General features: G+C 71.7%; 24 protein-coding genes. 17 read left to right on the top strand and 7 right to left on the bottom strand.

What is annotated here, in order from left to right; all coding sequences use genetic code 11:
* Nucleotides 1–65: 65 nt before the first annotated feature.
* Genes CLV30_RS14635 through CLV30_RS14655 form a run of 5 tightly spaced genes read left to right on the top strand, consistent with a single transcriptional unit; the run spans nucleotide 66 to nucleotide 4442 of the window.
* Nucleotides 66–1760: a DUF885 domain-containing protein gene (locus tag CLV30_RS14635; RefSeq protein WP_106537960.1), complete on the top strand. Its 1695-nt coding sequence runs from the start codon at nucleotides 66–68 to the stop codon at nucleotides 1758–1760.
* Between the two features lie 13 nt (nucleotides 1761–1773).
* Nucleotides 1774–2139 (top strand): hypothetical protein, encoded by a 366-nt coding sequence (locus tag CLV30_RS14640; protein ID WP_106537961.1) that lies wholly within the window; start codon nucleotides 1774–1776, stop codon nucleotides 2137–2139.
* Complete coding sequence (locus tag CLV30_RS14645) at nucleotides 2136–2567, top strand: hypothetical protein (RefSeq protein WP_106537962.1); 432 nt, start codon at nucleotides 2136–2138, stop codon at nucleotides 2565–2567. Before CLV30_RS14640 ends, CLV30_RS14645 begins: the two co-directional genes overlap by 4 nt.
* 10 nt (nucleotides 2568–2577) lie before the next feature.
* A complete protein-coding gene (locus CLV30_RS14650; RefSeq protein WP_129711048.1) occupies nucleotides 2578–3750 on the top strand; it encodes a sensor histidine kinase in 1173 nt (390 codons plus the stop codon).
* Nucleotides 3708–4442 carry a response regulator transcription factor gene (locus CLV30_RS14655; protein WP_106537964.1) on the top strand — a complete coding sequence of 245 codons (735 nt, stop codon included), beginning with the start codon at nucleotides 3708–3710 and terminating at the stop codon, nucleotides 4440–4442. Before CLV30_RS14650 ends, CLV30_RS14655 begins: the two co-directional genes overlap by 43 nt.
* 108 nt (nucleotides 4443–4550) lie before the next feature.
* On the opposite strand, the gene CLV30_RS14660 is transcribed toward CLV30_RS14655, so the two are convergent.
* On the bottom strand, nucleotides 4551–5777 hold the full coding sequence (locus CLV30_RS14660) for an MFS transporter (protein WP_106537965.1): 1227 nt from the start codon (nucleotides 5775–5777) through the stop codon (nucleotides 4551–4553).
* 177 nt (nucleotides 5778–5954) lie between these two features.
* Here CLV30_RS14660 and CLV30_RS14665 point away from each other — a divergent pair, with 177 nt between their 5' ends.
* From CLV30_RS14665 to CLV30_RS14680, 4 genes are all read left to right on the top strand, one after another.
* Complete coding sequence (locus CLV30_RS14665; protein WP_106538054.1) at nucleotides 5955–7022, top strand: LacI family DNA-binding transcriptional regulator; 1068 nt, start codon at nucleotides 5955–5957, stop codon at nucleotides 7020–7022.
* Nucleotides 7023–7123: 101 nt separating this feature from the next.
* On the top strand, nucleotides 7124–7897 hold the full coding sequence (locus tag CLV30_RS14670; RefSeq protein ID WP_106538055.1) for an ABC transporter ATP-binding protein: 774 nt from the start codon (nucleotides 7124–7126) through the stop codon (nucleotides 7895–7897).
* Nucleotides 7898–7900: 3 nt separating this feature from the next.
* Nucleotides 7901–10402 (top strand): ABC transporter permease, encoded by a 2502-nt coding sequence (locus CLV30_RS14675; RefSeq protein ID WP_106537966.1) that lies wholly within the window; start codon nucleotides 7901–7903, stop codon nucleotides 10400–10402.
* A 141-nt stretch (nucleotides 10403–10543) separates the two neighbouring features.
* Nucleotides 10544–11443, top strand: coding sequence for a Rossmann-like and DUF2520 domain-containing protein (locus CLV30_RS14680; RefSeq protein ID WP_240723322.1), 900 nt, complete (start codon nucleotides 10544–10546; stop codon nucleotides 11441–11443).
* A gap of 22 nt (nucleotides 11444–11465) precedes the next feature.
* Here CLV30_RS14680 and CLV30_RS14685 read toward each other — a convergent pair whose 3' ends face one another.
* Genes CLV30_RS14685 through CLV30_RS14700 form a run of 4 tightly spaced genes read right to left on the bottom strand, consistent with a single transcriptional unit; the run spans nucleotide 11466 to nucleotide 14601 of the window.
* Nucleotides 11466–11990 (bottom strand): 2'-5' RNA ligase family protein, encoded by a 525-nt coding sequence (locus tag CLV30_RS14685; RefSeq protein ID WP_106537968.1) that lies wholly within the window; start codon nucleotides 11988–11990, stop codon nucleotides 11466–11468.
* Between the two features lie 19 nt (nucleotides 11991–12009).
* On the bottom strand, nucleotides 12010–13014 hold the full coding sequence (locus tag CLV30_RS14690) for an ABC transporter ATP-binding protein (protein WP_106537969.1): 1005 nt from the start codon (nucleotides 13012–13014) through the stop codon (nucleotides 12010–12012).
* Complete coding sequence (locus tag CLV30_RS14695; protein WP_205740923.1) at nucleotides 13011–13814, bottom strand: ABC transporter permease; 804 nt, start codon at nucleotides 13812–13814, stop codon at nucleotides 13011–13013. The genes CLV30_RS14690 and CLV30_RS14695 overlap by 4 nt, the downstream gene beginning before the upstream one ends.
* On the bottom strand, nucleotides 13807–14601 hold the full coding sequence (locus CLV30_RS14700) for an ABC transporter permease (RefSeq protein WP_205740922.1): 795 nt from the start codon (nucleotides 14599–14601) through the stop codon (nucleotides 13807–13809). Before CLV30_RS14700 ends, CLV30_RS14695 begins: the two co-directional genes overlap by 8 nt.
* Before the next feature lie 103 nt (nucleotides 14602–14704).
* Here CLV30_RS14700 and panC point away from each other — a divergent pair, with 103 nt between their 5' ends.
* From panC to CLV30_RS14720, 4 genes are all read left to right on the top strand, one after another.
* Nucleotides 14705–15550: a pantoate--beta-alanine ligase gene (panC, locus tag CLV30_RS14705; protein WP_211300062.1), complete on the top strand. Its 846-nt coding sequence runs from the start codon at nucleotides 14705–14707 to the stop codon at nucleotides 15548–15550.
* A 121-nt stretch (nucleotides 15551–15671) separates the two neighbouring features.
* Nucleotides 15672–17333: an L-aspartate oxidase gene (locus CLV30_RS14710; RefSeq protein WP_205740921.1), complete on the top strand. Its 1662-nt coding sequence runs from the start codon at nucleotides 15672–15674 to the stop codon at nucleotides 17331–17333.
* Nucleotides 17330–18232, top strand: a complete 903-nt coding sequence (nadC, locus tag CLV30_RS14715; protein ID WP_106537972.1) for a carboxylating nicotinate-nucleotide diphosphorylase — start codon at nucleotides 17330–17332, stop codon at nucleotides 18230–18232. The genes CLV30_RS14710 and nadC overlap by 4 nt, the downstream gene beginning before the upstream one ends.
* Before the next feature lie 5 nt (nucleotides 18233–18237).
* Nucleotides 18238–19026, top strand: coding sequence for a type III pantothenate kinase (locus CLV30_RS14720; RefSeq protein WP_106538058.1), 789 nt, complete (start codon nucleotides 18238–18240; stop codon nucleotides 19024–19026).
* 34 nt (nucleotides 19027–19060) lie between these two features.
* Here CLV30_RS14720 and CLV30_RS14725 read toward each other — a convergent pair whose 3' ends face one another.
* Nucleotides 19061–19978 carry an RNA polymerase sigma-70 factor gene (locus CLV30_RS14725; protein ID WP_106537973.1) on the bottom strand — a complete coding sequence of 306 codons (918 nt, stop codon included), beginning with the start codon at nucleotides 19976–19978 and terminating at the stop codon, nucleotides 19061–19063.
* Nucleotides 19979–20067: 89 nt separating this feature from the next.
* On the opposite strand from CLV30_RS14725, the gene CLV30_RS14730 reads away from it, so the two are divergent.
* Both CLV30_RS14730 and CLV30_RS14735 read left to right on the top strand, forming a co-directional pair.
* Nucleotides 20068–21006 (top strand): NAD-dependent epimerase/dehydratase family protein, encoded by a 939-nt coding sequence (locus CLV30_RS14730; protein WP_106537974.1) that lies wholly within the window; start codon nucleotides 20068–20070, stop codon nucleotides 21004–21006.
* An 81-nt stretch (nucleotides 21007–21087) separates the two neighbouring features.
* Nucleotides 21088–22080 carry an acetylxylan esterase gene (locus CLV30_RS14735; RefSeq protein WP_106537975.1) on the top strand — a complete coding sequence of 331 codons (993 nt, stop codon included), beginning with the start codon at nucleotides 21088–21090 and terminating at the stop codon, nucleotides 22078–22080.
* A 19-nt stretch (nucleotides 22081–22099) separates the two neighbouring features.
* On the opposite strand, the gene CLV30_RS14740 is transcribed toward CLV30_RS14735, so the two are convergent.
* The gene (locus CLV30_RS14740) at nucleotides 22100–22447 is read right to left on the bottom strand and encodes an STAS domain-containing protein (RefSeq protein ID WP_106537976.1); all 348 of its coding nucleotides are present in this window, start codon (nucleotides 22445–22447) and stop codon (nucleotides 22100–22102) included.
* 112 nt (nucleotides 22448–22559) lie between these two features.
* Between CLV30_RS14740 and lysS the strand changes: the two genes are divergently transcribed.
* Nucleotides 22560–24056, top strand: a complete 1497-nt coding sequence (gene lysS, locus CLV30_RS14745; RefSeq protein ID WP_106537977.1) for a lysine--tRNA ligase — start codon at nucleotides 22560–22562, stop codon at nucleotides 24054–24056.
* Complete coding sequence (locus CLV30_RS14750) at nucleotides 24053–24631, top strand: amino-acid N-acetyltransferase (RefSeq protein ID WP_106537978.1); 579 nt, start codon at nucleotides 24053–24055, stop codon at nucleotides 24629–24631. The genes lysS and CLV30_RS14750 overlap by 4 nt, the downstream gene beginning before the upstream one ends.
* Nucleotides 24632–24727 lie beyond the last annotated feature (96 nt).

The raw sequence follows: 24727 nt of genomic DNA on the forward strand, positions 1-24727 counted from the left end.
AGAATGAACGCACGGCAAGCGCTATCCACGATCCGGCCGGAGCCCCGTACCCGGTCCTCGCCGGCATGCGGCACGATGGGCCGGTGCCCCACGACCACCCTCCGACGCCCCGCTCCATCGCCGACGACCACGTCGAGACGCTGGCGGACCTGAACCCGATCCTCGGAACGGCACTCGGCATCCGCCCCGGGGCGGACGCGTTGCCCGATCTCTCGCCGGACGGCATCGAAGCCCAGGCGCAGGCCGAACGTGCGACGCTGGCGAGGCTCGACGCCGTGGACACCCCGGGCGCCGACCTCCCGGAGGCCGAGCGGCGCGCGGCGCGCCTGTTGCGCGAACGGCTGAGCGCCACCCTCGCCCTGCACGACGCCGGCGAGAACTTCCGCCAGGTCAACAACCTGTTCTCGCCGGTGCAGTCGCTGCGGTCGGTGTTCCTGCTGATGCCGGCGTCGACGCCGGACGACTGGGCGGTCATCGGCAGGCGGATGCGCAACGTCCCGGACGCGATCCGCGGCTACCGGGCGACGCTCGACGAAGGTGTGGCCCGCGTGCTGTGTGCGGCGCCGCGGCAGGTCGAGACGGTGGTCGAACAGATCGACACCTGGCTGGCGTCGGACTGGTACGCCACGTTCGCCGCCGGCGGCCCGGACGGGCAGCACGACGAGCTGCAGGCCGCGGCTGCCGTGTCGACCGGCGCTCTGGCCGAGCTGCGCGAGTATCTCGCCGGGACGTACCTGCCCGCGGTCGCGGGGACGCCGGACGCCGTCGGCCGCGAGCGCTACACGTTGAACGCGCGCCGCTGGACCGGATCCGATCTCGACCTCGAGGACGCCTACGCCTACGGGTGGGCCGAGTACCGCCGGCTCGCGGAAGAGATGCGCGCCGCCGCCGACGCGGTCAGGCCGGGGCACACGCCGCTCGCCGTCATGCGCCACCTCGACGAGCACGGCGCTGCCGTCGAAGGCGTCGACGAGGTCCGGGCCTGGCTGCAGAGCCTCATGGACGAGGCGATGCGTGAGCTGGACGGCACCCACGTCGACCTGGCCGAACCGGTGAAGACCGTCGAGGCGATGATCGCGCCGCCCGGCAGCGCGGCCGCCCCGTACTACACCCGGCCGTCGCTGGACTTCTCCCGACCCGGGCGCACCTGGCTGCCCACGCTCGACGCCACCCGGTTCCCGGTCTGGAACCTGGTCAGCACCTGGTACCACGAGGGCGTGCCCGGCCACCATCTGCAGCTGGCCCAGTGGGTGCACGTCGCCGACCAGCTGTCGCGTTACCAGGTCAGCGTCGGCTCGGTGAGCGCGACGACCGAGGGCTGGGCGCTGTACGCCGAACGGCTCATGGACGAGCTCGGATACCTCTCCGACCCGGCGCGGCGGCTCGGCTACCTCGACGCGCAGATGATGCGCGCCATCCGCGTCATCATCGACATCGGCATGCACCTGGGGCTGCGGATCCCGCACACCGAGCACTTCCACCCCGGCGAGACGTGGACCCCCGAACTGGCGCGGGAGTTCTTCGGCGCACACAGCGGCCGGGAGCCCACGTTCCTCGACTCCGAGATCGTCCGGTACCTCGGCGTGCCCGGCCAGGCCATCAGCTACAAGCTCGGCGAGCGGGCCTGGCTGGCCGGCCGGGACGCCGCCCGTGCTGCCGGCGGCGCCGGCTTCGATCTCAAGGCGTGGCACATGGCCGCCCTGTCGTTGGGATCGCTGGGCCTCGACGACCTCACCGACGAACTGGCCCGGCTGCCGTGACCCCGCACGAACGATGATCGCCGCCATCGACTACGCCGTGATCGTGGCCTCCCTGGCCTACGCCGGGTGGGCCGCCGTAGCGGCGCTGCTGAACCGGCCACCGCGGGAGCCGTTCGTCATCGGCGCGGGCGTCGTCGAAGCGCTGATCCTGCTGCAGGTCGTCGTCGCGATCGTCATGATGGCCGTCGAGGGGACGCCCGAGAGCACCGCGACGTTCGTCGGCTACCTGCTGATGACCGTGATCATCTTACCGCTGGGGCTGTTCTGGGCGCTGGCGGAGAAGTCCCGGTGGGGAACGGCGGTCCTGATGGTGGCCGCGCTCGTGATCCCGGTGCTGGTGGTCCGGCTCCAGCAGATCTGGGTGGCGACGCCGTCGTGACCGGGCCGTCGGCGGACGCGGGCGGGAGCGCCCCCGCGCGGACCAGCGGCCCGGGCCGGCTACTGGTCGCGGTGTACGGCGTGTTCGCGCTGTCGGCGAGCGCGCGGGCCGGCGTGCAGATCGCGACGTCGTTCGACCAGGCGCCGCTGGCGTACCTGCTGTCGGCGTTCGCCGCGGTCGTGTACATCGTCGCCACCGTCTCGCTGGCCCGCGCCGGAACGACGGCACGCCGGATCGCGCTGGCCGCCTGCACGGTCGAGCTGGCCGGAGTGCTCGCCGTGGGCACCGTCACCGCGGTGGACCCCGGCGACTTCCCCGACGACACCGTGTGGTCGCTGTTCGGGCGCGGGTACGGGTTCGTGCCGCTGGTGCTTCCGGTGCTCGGGCTGCTGTGGCTTCGGTACGGCGGTCGCCGGGTTCCGGGCTAGCCTGCATGGGGTGAGACGTCGGGACCTGGTGTACGCGTGGGTACGCCGGCACCCGTTGCTGCCGGACGCCGCGCTCGCCCTGGCGATGTACCTGATGTTCGGCGTCTCCTCGGCCCAGACCTACAACCCGGGCTGGGCACAGGCCGCGATCGGCGGTGTGTTCGCCGCCGGGCTGGTCTTCCGGCGGGTGGCGCCGGTCCCTTCGTTCATGGTGGTCGCCGCGGCCGCGTTCGTCCAATGGGCGGGCGACGTCCAGTTGTCTCCGATGGACGCGATGCTGCTGCCGTCGTTCTACTCGATCAGCGGGTACGGTCCACGCTGGGCCAGCCGGGCGGGGCTGGGTGTCGGGCTGCTGGGCGCGGTGCTGGCCACCGCACGCTACGTGGCGCCGTACGGCGATCAGGACACGCTGGCCATCAGCGTCACGTTCTTCGCCGCGATGGTCGTCGGCGCCTGGGCGCTGGGCGACGTCCGGCGGGTACGGCAGGCCCACGTCGCCGAGCTGGTCGCCCGCGCCGAGATGGCCGAGCGCGAGCGTGACCAGCAGGCGCGCATCGCCGCGGTGGAGGAGCGCGCGCGGATCGCCCGGGACATGCACGACGTGGTGGCGCACAACCTGTCGGTCATCGTGGTGCAGGCGGACGGCGGCCGGTACGTGGCCGAGCACGACCCCGCGACCGCGGTGAAAACGCTGGGGACCATCGGCGAGACCGGGCGCACCGCGCTGGCGGACATGCGCCGCCTGCTCGGCGTCCTGCGCACCGGCGAGCCGTCCGAGGACCGCGGCCCCCAGCCCGGGATCGCGCAACTGCCCGAGCTGCTCGAGTCGGTGCGGCAGGCGGGCCTGTCCGTGGAGCACGAGCGGTCCGGTACTCCGCGGGAGCTGGACGCCGGGCGCGGGCTCGTGGTCTATCGCAGCGTCCAGGAGGCGCTGACGAACACCCTCAAGCACGCCGGCCCGGGTGCGCGGGCGCGGGTGCGGCTCGCCTACGATGCCGATCAGGTGTCGGTCGAGGTCACCGACGACGGCCGCGGCTCGGCGGCGACGTCTGACGGCAACGGGTACGGCCTTCGGGGCATGGCCGAACGGCTCGGGGCGTTCGGCGGCTCGGTCGACGCCGGCCCCGCGTCCGGTGGCGGATGGCGGGTCCTGGTCCGGATGCCCTACGGCGAAGGGGAGTGACAGAGCCGGTGGCGGTCAGAGTGTTCCTGGTGGACGACCAGCAGCTCGTCCGTGCCGGGTTCCGCATGGTGGTGGACTCGCAACCGGACATGGACGTCGTCGGCGAGGCGGACAACGGCGACGAGGCGTTGCACGCGTTGTCGGTCACCGCCGCGGACGTGGTGCTGATGGACGTGCGGATGCCGGTCCTGGACGGGGTCGAGGCCACCCGGCGACTGCGCTCCCGTGCCGATCCGCCGAAGGTCGTCGTGCTGACCACGTTCGATCTCGACGAGTACGTCTACACCGCGATCAAGGCGGGTGCGAGCGGTTTCCTGCTCAAGGACGCGCAGCCGCCGACGCTGCTCGACGCGATCCGGTCGGTGCACTCCGGCGACGCCGTTATGGCACCGAGCACCACCAAGCGGCTGCTCGAGCGGTTCGCCACCCAGCTGCCGGACCGGGCCGCGTCGGCACCGGCCGGATGGGACGGGCTCACCGAGCGCGAGCGCGAGATCATGCTCGAGGTGGCGCGCGGGCACTCCAACGTCGAGATCGCGGAGTCCCTGCACGTCACCGAGGCGACGGTGAAGACGCACATCGGCCGGATCCTGGCGAAGACCGGCCTGCGCGACCGGGTGCAGCTCGTCGTCCGCGCCTACGAGACCGGCCTCGTCCGCCCCGGCCCAAACGGCCAGTCCGGCCGAGAATGACCACGTTCACCATGGATTTCCCTGCGTCACCACCCCTGCATGCCTCGTGATGCGTGCAGAAGCCTCGTGATGGGCCGGCGCCGTGTCCGGTCACCTCCGGGGCGGCGGTCACCGGGAGTCGGTGGAGGCGGCCTCGGGTTGCTTGCGCGCCGACGGCGAGGCCAGCACGCCCACCACCGCGGCGACGGCGACGACCAGCAGAGCACGCAGCACACCTTCGTGGTCGCCCAGCCAGCCGAGGATCGGCGGTCCGGCGAGGAAGGCCGTGTAGCCGATCGACGCGACGACGCTGACCCGTGCCGCGGACCTCGCGGGGTCGTCCGAGGCCGCGCTCATGCCCAGCGGGAAGCCCAGGGAGGCGCCGAGGCCCCAGATGAGCACGCCGACGGCGGCGACCGGCAGCGAGCCGCCGAAGACGACCAGCAACGTTCCGGCGGCGGCCATCGTCCCGGTGAGCCGCAGCACGAACAGCCGGCCGAAACGGTCGATGAGCTGGCCCCCGACCGTGCGCCCGATGGTCATCGCGGTGACGAACAGCGCGAACGTGGCGGCCCCGACGGCGTTGTCGACGTCGTAGCCGTCCACGATGCCCAGTGCGAGCCAGTCGTTCGCGATGCCTTCGATCAGCGCGAAGCACATCACCATCACGCCGATGACGATCGTGCGCGGCTCGCGCCAGGCGGTCCACACCGACGCGGACGGCGACGGCGCGCCGTCCTCGTCGGCCTCGACCGTGCGCGGGAGGAACTGCCGGGTGGCGATGGTGGTGGCAACAGCCACCACCGCGCCGGTGACGACGAGGTGCGCGTCGACTGGAACGTCGAGTGCCGTGGCCGCGGCGCCGAGTCCTGCTCCGCCGACGGTGCCGAGGCTGAAGGCCGCGTGGAAGCGCGGCATGATCGTGCGGCCGATCGTCCGTTCCACCGCCGCGCCCTCGACGTTCATGGCGACGTCCCAGGAGCCGGAGCCGTACCCCACCGCGGCGAGCCCGACGGCGGTGGCGACGGCGCTGCCGAACGAGCCGCTGCCGATCCCGCAGATCACCAGCCCGGCGCCGACGATGACGGAGCCGATGGCGACCGTGCGGGCGGCCCCGATGCGCCCGATGACCATGCCCGCCGTCGGCAACGCCACGATGGAGCCGACGGCGAGCGCCAGCAGGATCCGTCCCAGTTCGCTCGGTGTGACGTCGAGCAGGTCGCGGACCTGCGGGATGCGTGCCATCCAGCTGGCGATGGCCAGTCCGTTGACCGCGAACACGGCCGCGACGGCGTTGCGCGCGCGCAGCAGGCGGGCGGGTGGTCGGGCGGATGGTGTCGAGTCGGTGTGCGTCACGAAGGCGTCCTCAGCTAGCCGAAACCAGGCTCGAATCGATTCGAGTCAAATCGATTCGATATTCTCCGTGGTGTCGCTGGCTCGACGCAAGTCCAAATCTGGGCGGTGCCGTTCGCGACGCGCCGGCACGTCGACCGGGACGCAACGGCACGAGTCACGTCGAAGGAGGTGTCACCGGTGAGCGAAGGCCGCCCGACCCTGGCCGGAGTCGCTGCACGCGCCGGCGTGTCGCCGTCGACGGCGTCGCTGGCGTTCAGCGGCGCGGGTCCGGTGGCGCAGGCGACCCGGGAACGGGTGCTCGACGCGGCGCGGCAGCTCGGCTACACCGGACCGGACCCGATGGCACGGTCGTTGCGACGGGGACGCTCGGGCATCGTCGGCGCGCTGATCGGCGAACGGCTGCTCTACGCCTTCCGCGACCCGGTCGCGGTCGCGCTGCTGGACGGGCTGGCCGAGGAGCTGACGCCCGCGGGCACCGGACTGCTGCTGCTCTCCGGCGACGCGGCCCGCAGCGGCCCGACGCCCGAGCAGGTGGCGCGGATGCCCGTCGACACCGTCGTCTTCGCCACCTGCGGCGGTGACGACGATCCGCTCCTGGACCATTTCCTCAGCCGTGAGGTCCCGGTGGTGGCCGTCGACGGGCCGGACCGCCCCGAGGTCGCGCTGCTCGACGTCGACGACTACGGCGGCACGGTCGAGCTTGCGCGGCTGTTGCGCGACGCCGGGCACCGGGACGTGGCGACGGTGACGCTGCCACTGCGGCTGGACGGCCGCCGGGGTGTGGCCGACGCGCAGCGCCGGGCGGTGACGGCGTACTCGGACTGCCGTCGCCGCCTCAGCGCCGCCGAGGACGTCTTCGGCCCGATGGTCGCGGTCGAGGCGTCGGCCAACCTGATCGAGGAGGGCGAACTCGCCGGGCGCACCCTGCTGGCCGATCCCGCGAACCGCCCGAGCGCCGTCATCGCGCAGAGCGACCTGCTGGCGTGCGGGGTGATCCGCGCCGCGGAGTCGATGGGGATCCGCGTCCCGGAGGACCTGTCCGTCACCGGGTTCGACGGTATCGACACCCCGTGGCTGGAGGGCCGGGAGCTGACGACGGTCGTGCAGCCCACGGTCGAGAAGGGGCGAGTGGCCGGCCGGATCGTCACGGACTTCCTCGACGGCGGCCGGCCCGGCGACGTCCGGTTGCCCGTACGGGTGCGGGCCGGGAGGACGACCGGGCCTCCCGTACGACCGAGGTCGTAGCCGGCCGCGTGCGCGGGTGTCGCCCGTGCCACCGGCGTCGGACGTGACGGCGGACCTGCGGGCGACGCGCGCGCGGCGCCGGGTCGACGATGCTCGTCGGCATGACCACACAGACATCGACCGACGCCGCGTCCCCGCGGTGGGACGCGCCCCGGACCGCGGTACGCGCTGTCGGACTGAGCAAGGTGTACGGCAGCGGTGACACCGCGGTGCATGCCCTGGACACCGTCGACATCGCCTTCGAGGCGGAACGGTTCACCGCGATCATGGGCCCGTCCGGCTCCGGGAAGTCCACGCTCATGCACTGTCTCGCCGGGCTCGACGCCGTGACGGACGGCCAGGTGCTGCTGGGCGACACCGACCTGACCGGGCTCGGTGACACGGCGCTCACCCGGACACGGCGCGACCGTCTCGGTTTCGTCTTCCAGTCCTTCAACCTGCTGCCGACGCTGGACGCCGAGGCGAACATGCTGCTGCCGTTGAAGCTCGCCGGCCGGCAGGCCGACCAGGAGTGGTTCGACGAGGTCGTCGACGTCCTGGATCTGCGGGCGCGGCTTTCGCACCGGCCGGCCGAGCTCTCCGGCGGCCAGCAGCAGCGGGTCGCGGTGGGGCGAGCTCTGCTGAACCGGCCCGACGTGGTGTTCGCCGACGAGCCCACCGGCAACCTCGACACCCGCGTCGGGAGCGAGGTGCTGTCGTTCCTGCGCATGAGCGTGCGTGAACTCGGGCGCACGGTCGTGATGGTGACTCACGATCCGTCGGCCGCGGCGTACGCGGACCGGGTGGTGTTGCTGGCCGACGGCCGGCTCGCGGGCGAGATCACCGAGCCCACCGCCGACACCGTCATCGACGGCCTGCGGCAGCTGGGGGCGTGAGCCGTGCTGAGCGTGACACTCGCCGGCCTGCGGGCGTACGTCGTGCGGTTCCTGCTGACCGGCACGGTCATCGTGCTGTCGATCGGGTTCACCGCAGGGACGCTGGTGCTCACCGACTCGCTGGACCGGGCCGGCAGAGCCGAGATCACCGCCTCGGCGGCAGGGACGGATCTGGCGGCGGTCCCGCCCGACGACGGTGCCGACTACCTTCCGGTGTCCCTGCTGGACCGGATCAGTGCGCTCGACGGCGTCGAGGCGGCGGCCGGGCACCGGGTCGTGCACGCGCGGCTCGTCGGCGGCCAGGGGCGTGTGCCCGACCGATCGCCGGTCCGGGTGCTCGCGACGCCGCGGGATGCGGAGCTGGCGGCGTTACCGCTGACGGACGGACGCGCGCCGGCCGCCGCCGGCGAGATCGTCCTCGACACCAGGACCGCCGAGCGTCAGCGCGTCGGCGTCGGAGACGCGTACACGGTCACCGGGGCCGACGGCCGGCAGATGGAGTTCAGCGTCGTCGGGCTGGCCGAGCCGTCGGTCAACGCGCGCGACCACCCCGAGGTCCGCGCGACCGGCGGTGACGTGCAGCGCCTGGCCGCGCGGCCAGGGATCGAGCGGGTCGACCTGCGCCTCGAAGCCGGCGCCGCCCCGGCCGACGTGACGGCGGCGGTGCGAGAGCTCGGCGGGGACCCGGGACACGTCGTGCTCACCGGAGCCGAGCTACGCGAACGTCTGGTGGAGAGCTCGACGTCGGTGGCCAAGGAGCTGCGCATCCCGCTGCTGATGCTGGGTGCCGTGGCGCTGATCGTCGCCGCGTTCGTGGTGGCGAACACGTTCCGCATCCTGGTCGCGCAGCGGACCCGGGAGCTGGCGCTGCTGCGCACGGTCGGAGCCACCCGGCGGCAGGTGCTCTCGGGCGTGCTGGTGGAGTCGACTGCCGTCGGTGCGGTGGCAAGCCTGGTCGGGGTGGCTGTGGGGGTGCTGGCCGCGATACCGGTCGGCGCGGTGGTCAGCGACGACGCTCGGGACGTCCCGACGATCGTGTCGACGGCGACCGTGCTCTGGTCGGTCGCCGTGGGCGTCGCCGTCACGGTGGGCTCGGCCCTGCTCCCGGCGCGCGCGGCGACCCGGGTCGCGCCGCTGGCTGCGGTGCGCTCCGTGCCCGACGGTGCTGATGGGCAGCGGGCCGGGCGGGTGCGGATCGCCGCCGGGCTGGTCGCGATCGCGGCCGGCAGCGCGGTGATGGCGGCCGGCGCCCTCACCGCCGGCATGTACGGGTTGGGCGTCGTCGTTCTCGGCGCGGCGGTGTGTTTCCTGGGCGTGCTCGTCCTCGGCCCGCGGGTGGTGCCGCCGATGGTGCGGTCCCTCGGGCGGCTGCTGGCCGGCAGGAGCGGGTCGCGGCGTGCGACGACACGGCTGGCCACGGCCAATGCGGTGCGCAACCCGCGGCGCGCGGCCGCGACCTCCGCGGCGTTGCTCATCGGCGTGACCATGGTGGCCGGCTTCGTCACCGTGGCCGAGTCGACGCGGGCGAGCGCCGGCATGGTCCTCGACCAGCAGGTTCCGGCGGACTTCCTGGTGCGGTCGGATGCCGAGACCGGTGTGCCGGCGTCGGCGGTGCGTGCCGTCGACGCGCTGCCGGAGACCGGTCCCTCCGTGCGGTTGTACGACGGGACCGTCACCGCCGGCGGCGTCGGGACCGTCGACCTGCTCGGGATCGACCTCGACCGGTTCGAGGCGATCGCGCGCGTGAACGGCGAGGGCTCGGTGGACGACGTCGCCGCGGGCGCGGTGGCGATCGACCGTGTCACCGCGGAGCGCAGTGGACTCGGGGTCGGTGACGACGTGACGGTCGAGGCGGACAGCGGCACGCGAACGTTCGACGTCGGTTACGTGGTGGACGAGGGCAGCGTGCCGTTCGAGGGCCTGGCCGTCACGCCGGACGTGTTCCAGGAGCTGTTGCCGTCCGTGGACCGCCCCGCCCGGGTGGGGTTCGACACCGCGTCCGACGTCGACACCGAGCGGGCGCGCGCCGCCGTGGTCGAGGCCGTGAACGGCCTGCCAGGCGTCTCGGTGACGACGTACACCGACACGCGCGAGCAGCTGAGCGAGCAGCTGGACCAGACCCTGCTGGTGGTGCTGTCCATTCTGGGCCTGGCGGTGGTGATCGCGGTCATCGGGATCGCGAACACGATGTCGCTGTCGGTGCACGAGCGGGCACGCGAGATCGGGCTGCTGCGTGCACTCGGACAGACTCAGCGGCAGACGCGGGCGATGCTGTCGATCGAGGCGCTGCTGCTCAGCGGCGTCGCGGCACTGCTGGGAGCGGTGATCGGCGTGTCGTTCGCCTGGGCGGCCGTGCTGAGCGTGGAGGACCTCGTGTTCGTCGTGCCGTGGGCCCAGGTCGCCGGGTGCGGTGTCGTCGCCGGGGCCCTCGGCCTCCTGGCGTCCGTCGTCCCGGGCCGCCGTGCTGCCCGTACCGCCCCCGTCGTCGCCCTCGCCACCGAATGACCCGACGAGAAATGATCACGTTCACCATGGAATTCCATGCGTCACCACCCCTACAAGCCTGGTGATGCGGAGGAAATCCTCGTGACGGGTCCGCCACCCGGTGCGTCCGCTGCGGACCCGTCACCACCTACGCTGGCTCTCGTGAATGACGAACGACCGGCCCGTCTCGACGTCGGCATCGTCGGCACCGGGCGGGTCGGTGCCGTGCTCGGCGCCGCGCTCGCCCGCGCCGGGCACCACGTGGTCGCCGGCTACGGCGTGTCCGTGACCAGCCGGAGCCGCGCCGGCACGCTGCTGCCCGACATGCCGCTGGTCGAGGTCGAAGAGGTGATGCGCCGCTCCGGCCTCGTTCTGCTGACGGTCCCCGACGACGCGCTCCCCGGCCTCGTCGACGGTCTGGCCGGTGCCGGGGCCGTCCACGCCGGTCAGTTGGTCGCACACACCAGCGGCCGGTACGGCATCGGTGTCCTGGACGAGGCGACGCGGGCGGGCGGGCTGCCGCTCGCCCTGCACCCGGCGATGACGTTCACCGGCACGTCCGTCGACCTGCAGCGACTCAGCGGTGCCACGTTCGGGATCACGGCGCCCGAGCCGCTGTGGCCGGTCGCGGAGGCACTCGTGGTCGAGATGGGGTCCGAACCGATTCGGATCGCCGAACAGCACCGTCCGCTCTACCACGCCGCCCTCGCCCACGGTGCGAACCACCTGATCACACTGGTCAACGACGCGATGGATCTGCTGCGGGCCGCGGGCGTCGAGCAGCCGGACCGGATGTTGGCGCCGTTGATGTCGGCGGCGCTGGACAACGGGATGCGGCAGGGCGACGACGCGCTGACCGGGCCGGTCGCCCGCGGGGACGCGGGCACGGTGGCCAGTCACGTCGGCCGCATCGCCGGAGCCGTCCCCGAAGCCGCCGGCAGTTACGTCGCGCTGGCGCGCCGCACGGCGACGCGTGCGCTCGCGGCCGGACGGCTGGAGGCGAGTGACGCGGAAGCGCTGTTGGACGTGCTCGCCGACGCCCCGGGCGAAACCGACGGCTGACCGGCGGCCCGCGCGGTTGACGTCACGGCACGTGCGGAAGTTGCAGGCGTTCGCCGGTGCTGCTGTCGATCAGCTCCGCCCGGTCGGCGCGAGCCATCAGCGGGAGGACGTCGTACACGGCCGCCGCGACCATCGGCAGGGCCGTCAGCGGGACGCGCGGCGCGATGGTGCAGTGGGGCAGCCACCGGCCGGGAAGGTAGTGACGGTGGAGTTCCGCGCCGGCGCTCACCACTGCGTCGACCGTGCGTTCCTGTCGCCGGCCCAGGTCGCCGGGCAGCGCCGGCGCGAGCCACACGCGCCCGCGCCGGAACGTCCCGAGCCCGTCGAACGAGACGTCGACGGGTCCGCCGTCCGGGAGCGCGGCGACGGCGGCACGGACGTCGTCCCATCGCCAGCTCCGCAGGACCGCGTAGGACAGATGCGGGACGTGGCGCCCGTGGGTGTGTGACCGCAGGGTGGGGACGTCGAGGTCCTCGAGCCGGTCCCAGAGCCGTCGCAGAGCGTGCTCGGTGCGGGCGTCGAACGTGAGGCAGACCGCGAGTGCCACGCGTCACACGGTATTAGCGTCACGAGCGCCGCGCTTGCTGTTGATGATCATGGTACGAGTGCGCGCGGTACAGTCGGCGGACGACGTCCTCGATGTCGGGCTCCTCGATGGTGAGGTCACGTACCTGACCCCGCGTGCCGACGGCCTCGAGGATCGCGCCCGCGGTGGTCTGCTCGGGGCCGAACGCCAGCCGGTGCCGCAGGCCGTCGGACTCGACCGCGACGACCCTCGTCCCCGGGACGCCCTCGAGAGACGCGACCGGATCCACCAGGTCGAGCACCATGACACGTTCTGCGCCGACCCGCGCGGCCAGGCCGGGGAGCGTGCCGTCGTAGGCCATCCGCCCGTGGTCGACGACGATGATCCGCTCGGTCAGCCGCTGCACGTCGTCCATGTCGTGCGTGGTCAGCAGCAGTGTCGTGCCGTGCAGGTCGCGCTGCTCGGACAGGAACACCCGCAGCCGTTCCTTGCTGAGCACGTCCAGCCCGATGGTCGGCTCGTCCAGGATCAGCAGCCGCGGCGAGTGCAGGAGGGCGGCCGCGATCTCACCGCGGATCCGCTGGCCCAGCGACAGCTGCCGCACGGGCGTGTCGAGGAACGTGCCCAGGTCGAGGCGGTCGACCAGCTCGTCGCGACGCGCCTGCCAGGCCCGGTCCTCGAGCCGGTGGATCGCGGCGAGCGTCCGGAACGACTCGCGCAACGGCAGGTCCCACCACAACTGGGTGCGCTGGCCGAACACGACGCCGATCCGGCGCGCGAGAACCTTGCGCCGCCGGACCGGATCGAGCTCGCACGTCCGCACGGTGCCGGACGTGGGGACGAGGATTCCGGTCAGCATCTTGATGGTGGTGGACTTGCCTGCACCGTTGGCGCCGATGTATCCGGTGGCTGAGCCCGTCTCCAGCGCGAACGTCAGCCCGTCGACGGCGGGGACGACCGTGCGCGTGCGCCGTAGCCGCCCGGCAGGCGAGCGGACGGTGAACTCGCGACGCAGGTCGTGTACGTCGATGATCGGTTCGGTCATGATCCTGCTCCCGTGTAGTGACGCAGACCGGCTCGCCACCCGCCGAGGGCGACGGCCCAGATTCCGACGGCCGCCAGCGGCGTGCACCAGCCGAGCCACTGCGGCAGCCCGGCCGGGCCTTCCAGGTCGAGCAGCACCAGCACCGGCAGGTACGCGGTGAACGCCGACGGGACGACGAACGTGAACAGCACCCGCATCGGCACGCTGAAGATGCTCGCGGGGTACTGCGCCGCGTACGCGCCTCCGTACGTGAACGCGTTCGCGAACTCCGCACCCTCCACCAGCCAGAACTGCACGGCGGCCGCGCACACGAACAGCGCCGCGAAGATGGCGGTCCCGCTGAGCACGGCGATCACCAGCAGCGCGACGTGCGCGGCCGTCCAGTCGATGTCGTTCATCAGCAGCGAGACCACCAGGATCGCGCCCGCCAGCGCCGTCCGTCCGAGTCGCCGCAGCGACACGTCGCTGGTGACGAGCTGGGCGAGCACCGGCAGCGGACGGAGCAGGAACGCGTCGAGCGTGCCCTGGCGCAGGTACGTCGGCAGCTGGTCCACGTGCCCGATGACGGTGTCGGCGAGGCTGAATCCGATGTTCGCCAGCGCGAACAGCAACGCGGCGGCGGCGAAGTCCAGCTCGCCGAGCACGTCGATGTTCGCGAAGATCACGTAGACCTCGGCGAACTCGAGCAGTCCGATCGCCCCGCTGCCGAGCAGATCCATCGCGAACGAGCGCCGGTACGCGAGCTGCGAGCGCAGCCGAGAACCGACGAGCACACGATAGGCGCGAGTACGCTCACCCACCCTGGACCACCAGCCTCCGGGCGCCCAACCTGAACAGCAGCCGCCCGGACAGCAGCAGTCCGAACAGCCACGCCAGCTGGACGCCCACGGTCTGCAGCGCCGCGAGGCCCTCGACCCGGGCGGTGATGACGTCCACCGGAGCCTGCAGCATCGACGGGAACGGCGACCACGCCGCCAGCACGCCCAGCCAGTCGGGGAACCAGTGCACCGGGATGATCAGCCCGGACAGCACCTGGCACGCCACCATGTACAGCGTCCGCGGCCCACGCAGGTCGAGTAGCCAGAAGGCGGCCAGGTTCACCAGCCACCAGCCGGCGAACGACACGCACACGCCGACCACGACGCTCAGCAGGCCCAGCATGTAGGGCAGCGGCTCCAGCGGCAACGCCAGCCCGGTGACCAGGGCACCCGCGAGCAACGGCGGGGCGCCGCGAGGAATGAGCGAGTACGCCGCCCGCCCCAGGTCGGCAGCGAGGTAGGCGAACTGCGGATCGACGGGCCGGGCCAGGGCGACGGCGACGTCGCCGGTTCGGATGCGCTCGGCGAGGTCCGCCCATCCGAACAGGTTCAACGGCGCGACCAGGGCCTGCACCATCCATGCGTACGTCGCTCCGGATGCGGCGTGGTATCCGGCGAGGGTGCCGCCGGCGGCGCCGATGGCGGCCATCGTGATGCTCGCCTTGATCAGACCGAAGACGGTGTTGGTGAACGCCCCGGCCGCTGCCGCGAGCCGGTAGGTGGACCACCGCCGGAAGCCCATGGCTGTGAAAGCGGCGAAGACACGCACGATCGCGAGACGTTACCGGTTCGGCGCCTGCGTCGGCATCGGATTTTCCGGCCGTCACGACCGTGCGGCGGTCCGGCCGTGGCCGGACGATACGGTGTGGCGCGTGGGAGCACCCGAAGTCGTCCGGACGCGCGACGAGCTGGTCGAGGCGTTGTCGGCGGGCGAGACGGCAGCCGCCGTGGTCACGACGATGGGCGCGTTGCACGAGGGCCACCGCGCGCTGATCCGTGCGGCCAGGGGCCTCGTCGGCGCCGACGGCACGGTCATCGTCACGATCTTCGTCAACCCGCTGCAGTTCGGCCCGGCCGAGGACCTGGACACCTACCCCCGCACGCTGGACGCGGACCTGGCCATGTGTGCCGACGAGGGCGTGGACGTCGCCTTCACGCCGGAGGTCGACGACGTCTATCCCGACGGCGCGCCGCAGGTCACCGTCGCGCCGGGACCGCTGGCCGACGAGCTGGAGGGCGCCGCCCGCCCGGCGCACTTCGGCGGGGTGCTGACCGTCGTCGCCAAACTGCTGAACCTGACCGTTCCGACGTACGCCGTGTTCGGTGAGAAGGACTATCAGCAGCTGGTGCTGGTCCGGCGGATGGTGGCCGACCTGGAGCTGCCGTACGACATCGTCGGTGTCGAGACCGTCCGTGAACCGGACGGGCTCGCCCTGTCCAGCCGGAACGGCTATCTCTCGCCGGACGAGCGGGAGCGGGCCGGTGCGCTCGGCCGGGCACTGGCCGCCGGCGCCGAGGCCGCGACGGGTGGTCGCGCCGCCGTGCTCGCGGCGGCGCGTGCGGAGCTCGACGCCGAACCCGCCGTCGAGGTCGAGTACCTGGAGCTGCGCGGCACCGACCTGGAGCCCGATGCGGAGCACGGACCCGCCAGACTGCTGGTCGCCGGACGTGTCGGCGCCACCCGCCTGATCGACAACGTCGCCGTCGACCTGCCCTGAACCGCGGGCTCGTCTCGGGTGATCATCACCGGTGGAGCGGGGGCGTTCCGCGGGACGGAGTGGGCCGCGTTCCGCGGGACGAGGTGAGGTGTCGCCGCTTCACGTCGTAGGCTATCCCGGCGTGACCGGAGTACGCGTACCGCGGCAGCTGCCGACCGAGCCCCCTGGGTGGACGGTGGCGGCTGACGTCGTCGTCGTCGGCAGCGGCATCGCGGGCCTCACCGCGGCACTGGAGGCGCGCAAGGCCGGCCGCGTCCTGCTGGTCACGAAGACCCGGCTGGCCGACAGCGCCACCGCCTGGGCCCAGGGCGGCATCGCCGCGGCGCTCCACCCGGAGGACAGTCCGGAGCAGCACCTGCGCGACACGCTGGTCGCCGGCGTCGGGCTGTGCGACGAGACGTCGGTGCGCACGCTCGTCACCGAAGGGCCGCGCCGGGTCCGCGAGCTGGCGGAACTCGGCACCGAGTTCGAGCTGGCCGACGACGGCTCCATCGCGCTCACCCGCGAGGGCGGGCACGGCCGTGACCGCATCGCGCACTCCGGCGGTGACGCCACCGGCAAGGAGATCTCCCGGGCGCTGCTCGAGGCGCTGCACGCGGTTCGCGCGGACCCCGACATCGAGGTCTACGAGCATGCGCTGGTCACGGACGTGCTGACCGATGCGTCCGGGAGGGCGTGTGGCGTCGGGCTGCACGTGCTCGGCCAGGGCCGCCGCGACGGTGTGGGCGCCGCCCTCGGGCGTGCGGTTGTGCTGGCGACCGGCGGGCTCGGCCAGGTGTACGCCTCCACGACGAACCCGCCGGTCTCGACCGGTGACGGTGTCGCTCTCGCGCTGCGTGCCGGCGCCGAGGTCGCCGACCTGGAGTTCGTGCAGTTCCACCCCACGGTGATGTGGCTCGGCCGCTCGGCGAAGGGACAGCAGCCGCTGATCTCCGAAGCCGTCCGCGGTGAGGGCGCGGTGTTGCGCGACGTCGAGGGTCGGCGGTTCATGCTCGGCCGGCACGAGCTGGCCGAGCTCGCGCCGCGCGACGTCGTCGCCCGCGGCGTGGTGACCGCCATGGCCGAGACCGCCGCCGAGCACGTCTGGCTGGACGCCCGTCACCTCGGCGCGTCGTTCCTCGAGGAACGGTTCCCGACCATCGTGCGGCGCTGCCGCTCGTTCGACATCGACCCGGCGACGGAACTCGTCCCGGTGGCGCCGGCGCAGCACTACGCCAGCGGCGGCGTCCGCACCGATCTGCACGGTCGCACCTCGGTCCCGGGCCTGTACGCGTGCGGCGAAACGTCGTGCACGGGCGTCCACGGCGCGAACCGGCTGGCGTCGAACTCGTTGCTGGAAGGGCTGGTCTGGGGTCACCGCATCGCCGCTCACCTGACCGAGACGCTCGTCGACTCCAGGCCCGGTGACCCCGTGGATCGTGGCTGTGAGGCGCTGCTGGACGCCGAGACCCGGCCGTTCGTACAGTCCGCGATGACCGCAGGTGCCGGCGTACTGCGGTCGGAGTCGTCGTTGGTGACTCTCGCGGCTCGACTCGCCACCCTGGCCGACGGTGGCACGGCGGGCCGCACGCCGGAACCCGATTCGTGGGAGACGAGCAACCTGTACGCCGTGGCCGTTACGCTCAGTCGTCATGCCGCGATGCGTGAGGAGACGCGAGGCGGCCATTGGCGTGAGGACTTTCCGGAGCGCGACGACGATCGCTGGCGCGGTCACATCGTCAGCGCCGTCGACACCGACGGCGTCCTGACGACGACATATGAGCCGATGAAGGAGCCATCATGAGTTTGCCCGAGCCCGTCGCACTCGCGCTGCGCGAGGCGGGCCTCGATCCTCTGTACGTCGAAGATCTGATCCGGGCGACACTGGAAGAAGACCTCGGCGGTGGAGCCGACGTGACGACGGTGGCGACCGTGCCCGAGGAGCAGTGGGCCAGTGCCGTCCTCGAGGCGCGTCAGCCCGGCGTGATCGCGGGTGTTCCGGTGGTCGAGGCGGTGTTCGCCGCCGTCGGTGGCGCCGATGTCGAGCTCGAGAGGCACGTGGCCGATGGCGACGCCGTCGACGCCGGGGCGAAGGTCCTGACGGTCGGTGCCCGGAGCCGGGACGTGCTGCTCGCCGAGCGCACCGCGCTCAACCTGGCCGGCCGGCTGTCGGGGATCGCCACGGCGACCCGCGCGTGGGTCGAGGCGGCCGGCGACGGCGCCGTCGTCCGCGACACCCGAAAGACGACACCGTTGATGCGGACCCTGGAGAAGTACGCGGTGCGGGTCGGCGGGGCCGCCAACCACCGCTCGACGCTGTCCGAATCGGCGCTGATCAAGGACAACCACGTCGTCGCGGCGGGCGGCGTTGGCGCGGCGTATCGCGCGGTGCGCGAGGCGTACCCGGACGTCGACGTCGAAGTCGAGGTGGACGACGTCGCCGGCGCCGTCGAAGCCGTCGAGGCGGGCGCCGAGCTCGTCCTGCTCGACAACTTCACGGTGGACGAGGTGACCGACGCGGTGCAGGCGGTCGACGGCCGGGCGCGCCTCGAGGTCAGCGGCGGCCTGACGCTGGACGCGGCAGGCGCCTACGCGGCGACCGGTGTCGACTACCTGTCGACGGGCGCGCTGACGCACTCGGTGCAGGCGCTCGACCTCGGTCTCGAGATCGTGGGTGTGGACGCGGGCGCCGCAGGCTCGTGACCGACATGCTGCTGGCGATCGACGTCGGGAACACCGAGACCGTCATCGGGCTGCTCGACGGTACGGACGTCGTCCGGCACTGGCGGGTGGCCACGGACGCGCGGCAGACGGCCGACGAGATCATGGTGCTGCTGCGCGGGTTGTTCTCCGGCGGGCACGACGACGAGGTCGGCGGCGTCGCCGTCTGCTCGACGGTGCCCGCCATGCAACGTGAGATGCGGCGGCTGGTGCAGCGCTACTACGAGGACGTGCCGTCGCTGCTGGTCGAGCCCGGGGTGCGGACCGGCGTGCCGGTACTCATGGACAACCCACGCGAGGTCGGCAGCGATCGCATCGCCAACTCGCTCGCGGCGGCGCACCTGTACGGCGGAGGGCCGTGCATCGTGGCGGACTTCGGCACGGCGACGACCTTCGACGTCGTGTCGGCGCGGGGCGAGTACATCGGCGGGGCCATCGCACCGGGCATCGAGGTCTCCCTGGACGCGCTGGGCAAAGCCGGTGCCCAGCTGCGACGGGTCGAGCTCGTGCGGCCCCGCTCGGTGATCGCGAAGAACACGGTCGAGGCTCTGCAGTCCGGGGCGCTGTACGGCTTCAGCAGCCAGGTCGACGGCATCGTCACCCGGATGGCCGACGAGCTCGGCGTCGGCCTGGACGACGTGACGGTGATCGCGACCGGAGGCCTTGCGCCGCTGGTGCTGGACGAGTCGCGGACCATCGACCGGCACGAGCCCTGGCTGACACTGACGGGCCTGCGGCTCGTGTTCGACCGCAACCACCCCCGTTCGGGGGAATGATCACGTCCGGCATGGAATTCCATGCGGAACGTGATCATTTACCCGCGGCCGGGCCGGAAAGGTGGGTGTTGATGTCGCCCACTGGTCCGAGGTGTTGGAGTTTGTCGGGGTTGATGACGTTGTGCAGGGAACGGATCCGGCCGTCGACGATCACCATGGACATGACGCCCAGAACGCCGTCTCCGGCCGACGTGATCAGTCCCGGCTGCCCGTTGACGTGCGCCGTCGACAGCTCGAGGTTCGCCCGTGCCGCCTGCCGCGCGAGGCCGGCCACGAACCTGGCCACCTGAAGCGCACCGCTGACCGGGTGTCGCACGGCCGGAGCCCGGCCGCCGCCGTCGCCGTGGAACACGACGTCCTCGGCCAGCAGCGCTTTCAACGCCTCGACGTCGCCGGAGCCGCAGGCGGCGACGAATTCGCCGGCCAACCGGTCGCGCTGTTCGCGGGACGGGTCGAAACGCGGGCGGCGCCGGTCCAGGTGCTGCTGTGCGCGCGCCATCGACTGCCGGCACATCGGCTCGGTGCGGTCCACGATCGCTGCGATCTCGGCGTATCCGTACTCGAAGACCTCGCGGAGCAGAAAGACGGCGCGTTCGACCGGCGAGAGCGTCTCGAGCACCACGAGCAGCGCCGTCGACAGCGTGTCGGTCCTCTCGGCGCGTTCGGCCGGCTCGTCGCCGCTGGTCAGCCAGGGTTCTGGCAGCCATGAGCCGATGTAGGCCTCACGCCGGCGCCGGGCAGAGCGCAGCGCGTCGATGGCCAGTCGCGTCGTGACGGTCGTCGCGTATGCCTCGGCGTTGTCGGGGTCGGTGCCGTCGGCGGCGGCGCGGTGCATCCGCAGGAACGCTTCCTGGACGACGTCCTCCGCCTCGGTCACGCTGCCGAGCATCCGGTAGGCGATGGAGAACATCAGGGGCCGCAGTTCGTCGTGGACCGCCGCGAGCTCCGCCATGCTCCGATCCAACCACGTGCAGTTCGGCCGAAGGTGTCACACGACGCGACTCCGTCTCGTCGAACGGGCCGGACGAAGGGAGCACCACCATGCGAATATTCCTGGCCGGAGCCACCGGCGCGATCGGGACGCGCCTGGTCCCGATGCTGATCGAGGCGGGACACGAGGTGGTCGGCACGACCCGAACCGAACGCAACACCACGAGGTTGCGCGAGGCCGGCGCGGAGCCGGTCGTGCTGGACGCACTGGACGGCGACGCCGTAGGCACAGCGGTGGACGCCGCGCAGCCCGACGTCGTCGTGCATCAGCTCACCGCGATCGGCGCGACGGACTTCAAGCACCTCGACACCGCATTCGCCGGCACGAACCGGCTGCGCACACAGGGCCTGGATCACCTGCTCGCGGCTGCCCGGGCGGCCGGTGCGAGCAGGTTCGTCGCACAGAGCTTCGTCGGCTGGCCGAACGAGCGCAGTGGCGGCCCGGTCAAGACGGAGGACGATCCGTTGAGCACCGACCCCGCCGGCGAGTCGGCGGAGACGCTTCGTGCGATCAAGTACGTCGACCATACGACCACGAGCACGCCCGGGGTCGACGGGCTCGCGCTGCGGTACGGGTTCTTCTACGGTCCCGGCACCAGCATCGATCGAGACGGCGAGCTGACCGGCATGATCCGGAAACGCCGGCTGCCGATCGTCGGTGGTGGTACGGCGATCTGGTCCATGATCCACATCGACGACGCGGCGCGGGCGACGCTCCAGGCGATCGAGAACGGCCGTCCTGGTGTGTACAACATCGTCGACGACGACCCCGCTCCGGTGCGTGACGTGCTGACGGTGCTCGCCGACGCCGCCGGCGCCAAACGGCCGATGCGGGTCCCGAGATGGCTCGCCCGCTCGATGATCGGCCGGTTCGGTGAGGCGGCGATGGTCGAGCTGCGTGGTTCGTCGAACGCGAAGGCGAAGCGCGAGTTCGGGTGGGAGCCGGAGCACCGCAGCTGGCGCGACGGGTTCCACACGGTGCTGTCCTGACCTCGCCGCGGCGGTGGCTATGCTGCGCGAGGCACGGCGGACGGCCCGTGTGGCGAGGTCAAGGGCAGTAACGGAGTGGGGATGCCGCCAGCACCGTACGACGAATGGTTCGGCCCGGACGCGTTCGACGCGACCTACGGGTACGACGAGGAGCAGCTGCGGCTGGCCGGGTTCCCCGCGGAACCGAACGGCTTCGTCGACTTCTGGACCGGACTGTACGCACGGGCGTTGCGGGTGGATCCGGAGCCGTCGCTGCGACGGGTGGACGGTCCGCCGGGTGTCGACCTGTTCGAGCTGGAGTTCACGTCGCTCGACGGTGTCCGGCTCGGCGGGTGGTTCGCGTCGCCGTCGGACGGGCGGGTGAACGGCGCCGTCGTGGTCGGGCACGGCTACGGTGGCCGGGACGCGCCCGACCTCGGCCTGGTGCCCGACGGTGCGGCGGCGGTGTTCCCGGTGGCTCGCGGGCTGCCCACGCGCAGTCTGCTGGACGGTGTCCCGTCCGTCGGAGTCGAGCACGTGCTGCACGGCATCGATGCGGTCGAGACCTACATCCACGGCGGGTGCGTCGCGGACGTGTGGTGCGCGGCGTCGGTGTTGTCCGCGGTGCTGCCCGCGCCGCCGCCGTGGCTGGGCTACGTCGGCGGGAGCTTCGGCGGGGGCATCGGGGCGCTGGCACTGCCGTGGGACGCGCGTTTCGACGCCGGCGTGCTGTACGTTCCCAGCTTCGGCAATCACGACCTGCGGCTGACGATGCCGTGCACGGGCAGCGGCGAGGCCGTGCGCCGCCACGTGGCCGAGCACCCGGAAGCACTGGACGTGCTGCGCTACTTCGATGCCGCCACCGCCGCGGCGCGGCTGCGCATCCCGATGCTGACCGTCCCGGCGCTCTGGGACCCCGCAGTGCCGCCTCCGGGCCAGTTCGCCGTGCGCAACGCGATGGCCGGGCCGGCGGAACTGGTGACCGTCAGCGCCGCGCACGTGGATTTTCCGGGCGCCGACGCCGAGTACGAGCGGATGGCCGCGGCCGCGCGAGAGTTCCTGCAGCGACGCACGGCACCGCTGCTGAAGGCCTGACCGCGCCCAGGGTCGCCTCCTAGCGGCCGGTTTCCCGTTCGTGGAGCGTCGGGCTGTGCTCGACGAACGACCAGCCGGCCTCTTCGACCGCCCGGTGAGCGGCGGCGCTCACCGCGGCGAACGACACCTCGAAACCGGCCCGGCGGCCCCGCATGGACAGTTCGCGCAGGAACCCGACGCCGGCCTCGCCGAGCTGCGTGACGTGCTGCATGTTGACGACGACGTGGTCGAGCGCGTTGAGCTGCTCGAGTTTCGCCACCTCGTCCACGGCGGCGTGCAACCGGTCGGTCGCTTCGTCATTCAGATCACCGGACAGGAAAACGACGATCTCGCGTGCGCCTCGATCCACAACCTCGACACCGCTCATCGTGTGTCACCTCCTGCTGCCACAGTGGCACCGGCGGATCACCTCGGCAACACCGACGTGGGCCCCGCCCCGGGCCGAAGTTCGCCGGCGTTCACCTTTAGGCTTGGACGTCATGAGCGATCAGCACAGCACAACGCCCGACGACCTTCCCGAGCAGCTGCGGGTTCGTCGGGAAAAGCGTGCTGAGCTGCTCGACAAAGGAAAGGCTCCGTACCGTCTCGGGTTCGAGCGCTCGCACACACTCGCGGCGTTGCGAGAGCAGTATCCCGGGCTGGAAGCCGGCACCGAGACGGGTGATCATGTTTCGGTCGCCGGGCGGGTGATCTTCCTCCGGAACACGGGAAAACTGTGCTTTGCCCGGATCCGTGAGGGTGACGGCACCGAACTTCAGGTCATGCTTTCGGAGGCCCGCGTCGGCACGGACAGTCTGAGCGAGTGGAAGCACCTGGTCGACATTGGTGATCACGTCGGCGTAGAGGGCGAGGTCATCGTCAGCAAACGCGGTGAACTCTCGGTCATGAGTGACCGGTGGACGATGGTTTCGAAGGCGTTGCGCCCGCTGCCGGTCGCACACAAGGAGCTCAACGAGGAAACCCGGGTCCGGCAGCGTTACGTCGATCTCATCGTGAATCCGGACGCGCGCGACATGGTCCGCAGCCGCGCGGCGATCACCCGGTCGCTGCGTGAAACCCTGCACCGGCACAGCTATGTCGAAGTCGAGACCCCGGTGCTGCAGTTGGTCCACGGCGGCGCGGCCGCACGGCCTTTCGAAACACACGTGAATGCGTTCGATTTGCCGGTGACGTTGCGGATCGCTTTGGAGCTGTACCTGAAGCGCGCGGTCGTCGGCGGCGTCGAGCGCGCGTACGAGATCGGGCGCATCTTCCGCAACGAGGGGATCGACTCGTCCCACAACGCCGAGTTCACCATGCTCGAGGCCTACGAGGCCTACGCGGACTACGACGCGATGGCCGATCTCATGTGCGCGCTCGTGCGTGATGCCGCACGTGCGGTGCAGCGGAGCACCGTGCCGGACGGCCGCGGCGGCGAGATCGACCTGGAGGCGCCGTGGCGGACGGTGACGATCCACGGCGCGGTCGCCGAGGCGGTCGGCGAGGAGGTCACCGTCGACACGCCGGTCGAGCGGCTGCGTGCGCTGGCCGACAAGTACGAGGTGGCCGTGCAGCCGGACTGGGGACCCGGTGAGGTCGTGCTCGAGCTCTTCGAGAAGCTGGTCGAACACACGCTGATCACGCCGACGTTCGTGCGTGACTACCCGGCGTCGGTGCGGCCGCTCGCCCGTCCGCACCGGGACGAGCCGCGGCTGGTGGAGGCGTGGGATCTCGTCGTCGCCGGGGTCGAGCTCGGCGTCGCGTACAGCGAGCTCGTCGACCCGGTGGTCCAGCGCGAGCGGCTGACCGAGCAGTCGCTGCTCGCCGCGGCCGGCGACCCGGACGCGATGCAGATGGACGAGGACTTCCTGCGGGCCCTCGAGTACGGAGCGCCGCCGATGGGCGGACTCGGCCTGGGTGTCGACCGGCTCGTGATGTTGCTGTCGGGCGCCGGAATTCGCGAGACGATCTTGTTCCCTCTGGTGAAGCCGGAATGACCGACGGGACCGGGAACGGACAGGATGCTCCCTCGGTCGATCGCCGGTTTCGCGTCCGGCCCGCACGTACCTCAGATGTACGCGCGATCCGTCGCCTTCTGGACGGTTATGCCGCAAAGCGGATCCTTCTGTCGAAGGAGACCGTCACGCTGTACGAGGACGTCCAGGAGTTCTGGGTGGCCGAAGCCGTTGACGAGTCCACTGTCATCGGCTGCGGTGCGCTGCATGTCATGTGGGAAGATCTTGCCGAGGTGCGTACCCTCGCCACCGCTCCGGAATGGCACGGTCAAGGCGTGGGGCACGCACTGCTGACTCGATTGCTCGAAGTCGCCACCGAACTGGGTGTGAGCCGAGTGTTCTGCCTCACGTTCGAGGTCGACTTCTTCGCTCGGCACGGATTCGAGCGGGCCACCGGATCACCGGTCGGTGAAGAGGTCTACACTCAGTTGTTGCGCTCCGCTGACGAAGGCGTGGCCGAGTTCCTCGACCTCGACCGGGTGAAACCCAATACTCTGGGCAACGTCCGTATGCTCAGGCGTTTGGGTTCTGCCGGGCCGAATCCGCTGCCGGTTTGACCGGTGCAGAATTGAAATTCTCCGTTCTGGAGCGTAACAATAGTAAGGTCACGCGTTATCCGACAACCCGCGCCCTCCGGCTAGGAAGGACCAATG

The organism is Haloactinopolyspora alba (assembly GCF_003014555.1).
In the GTDB taxonomy this organism is placed as follows: Bacteria; Actinomycetota; Actinomycetes; order Jiangellales; family Jiangellaceae; genus Haloactinopolyspora; species Haloactinopolyspora alba.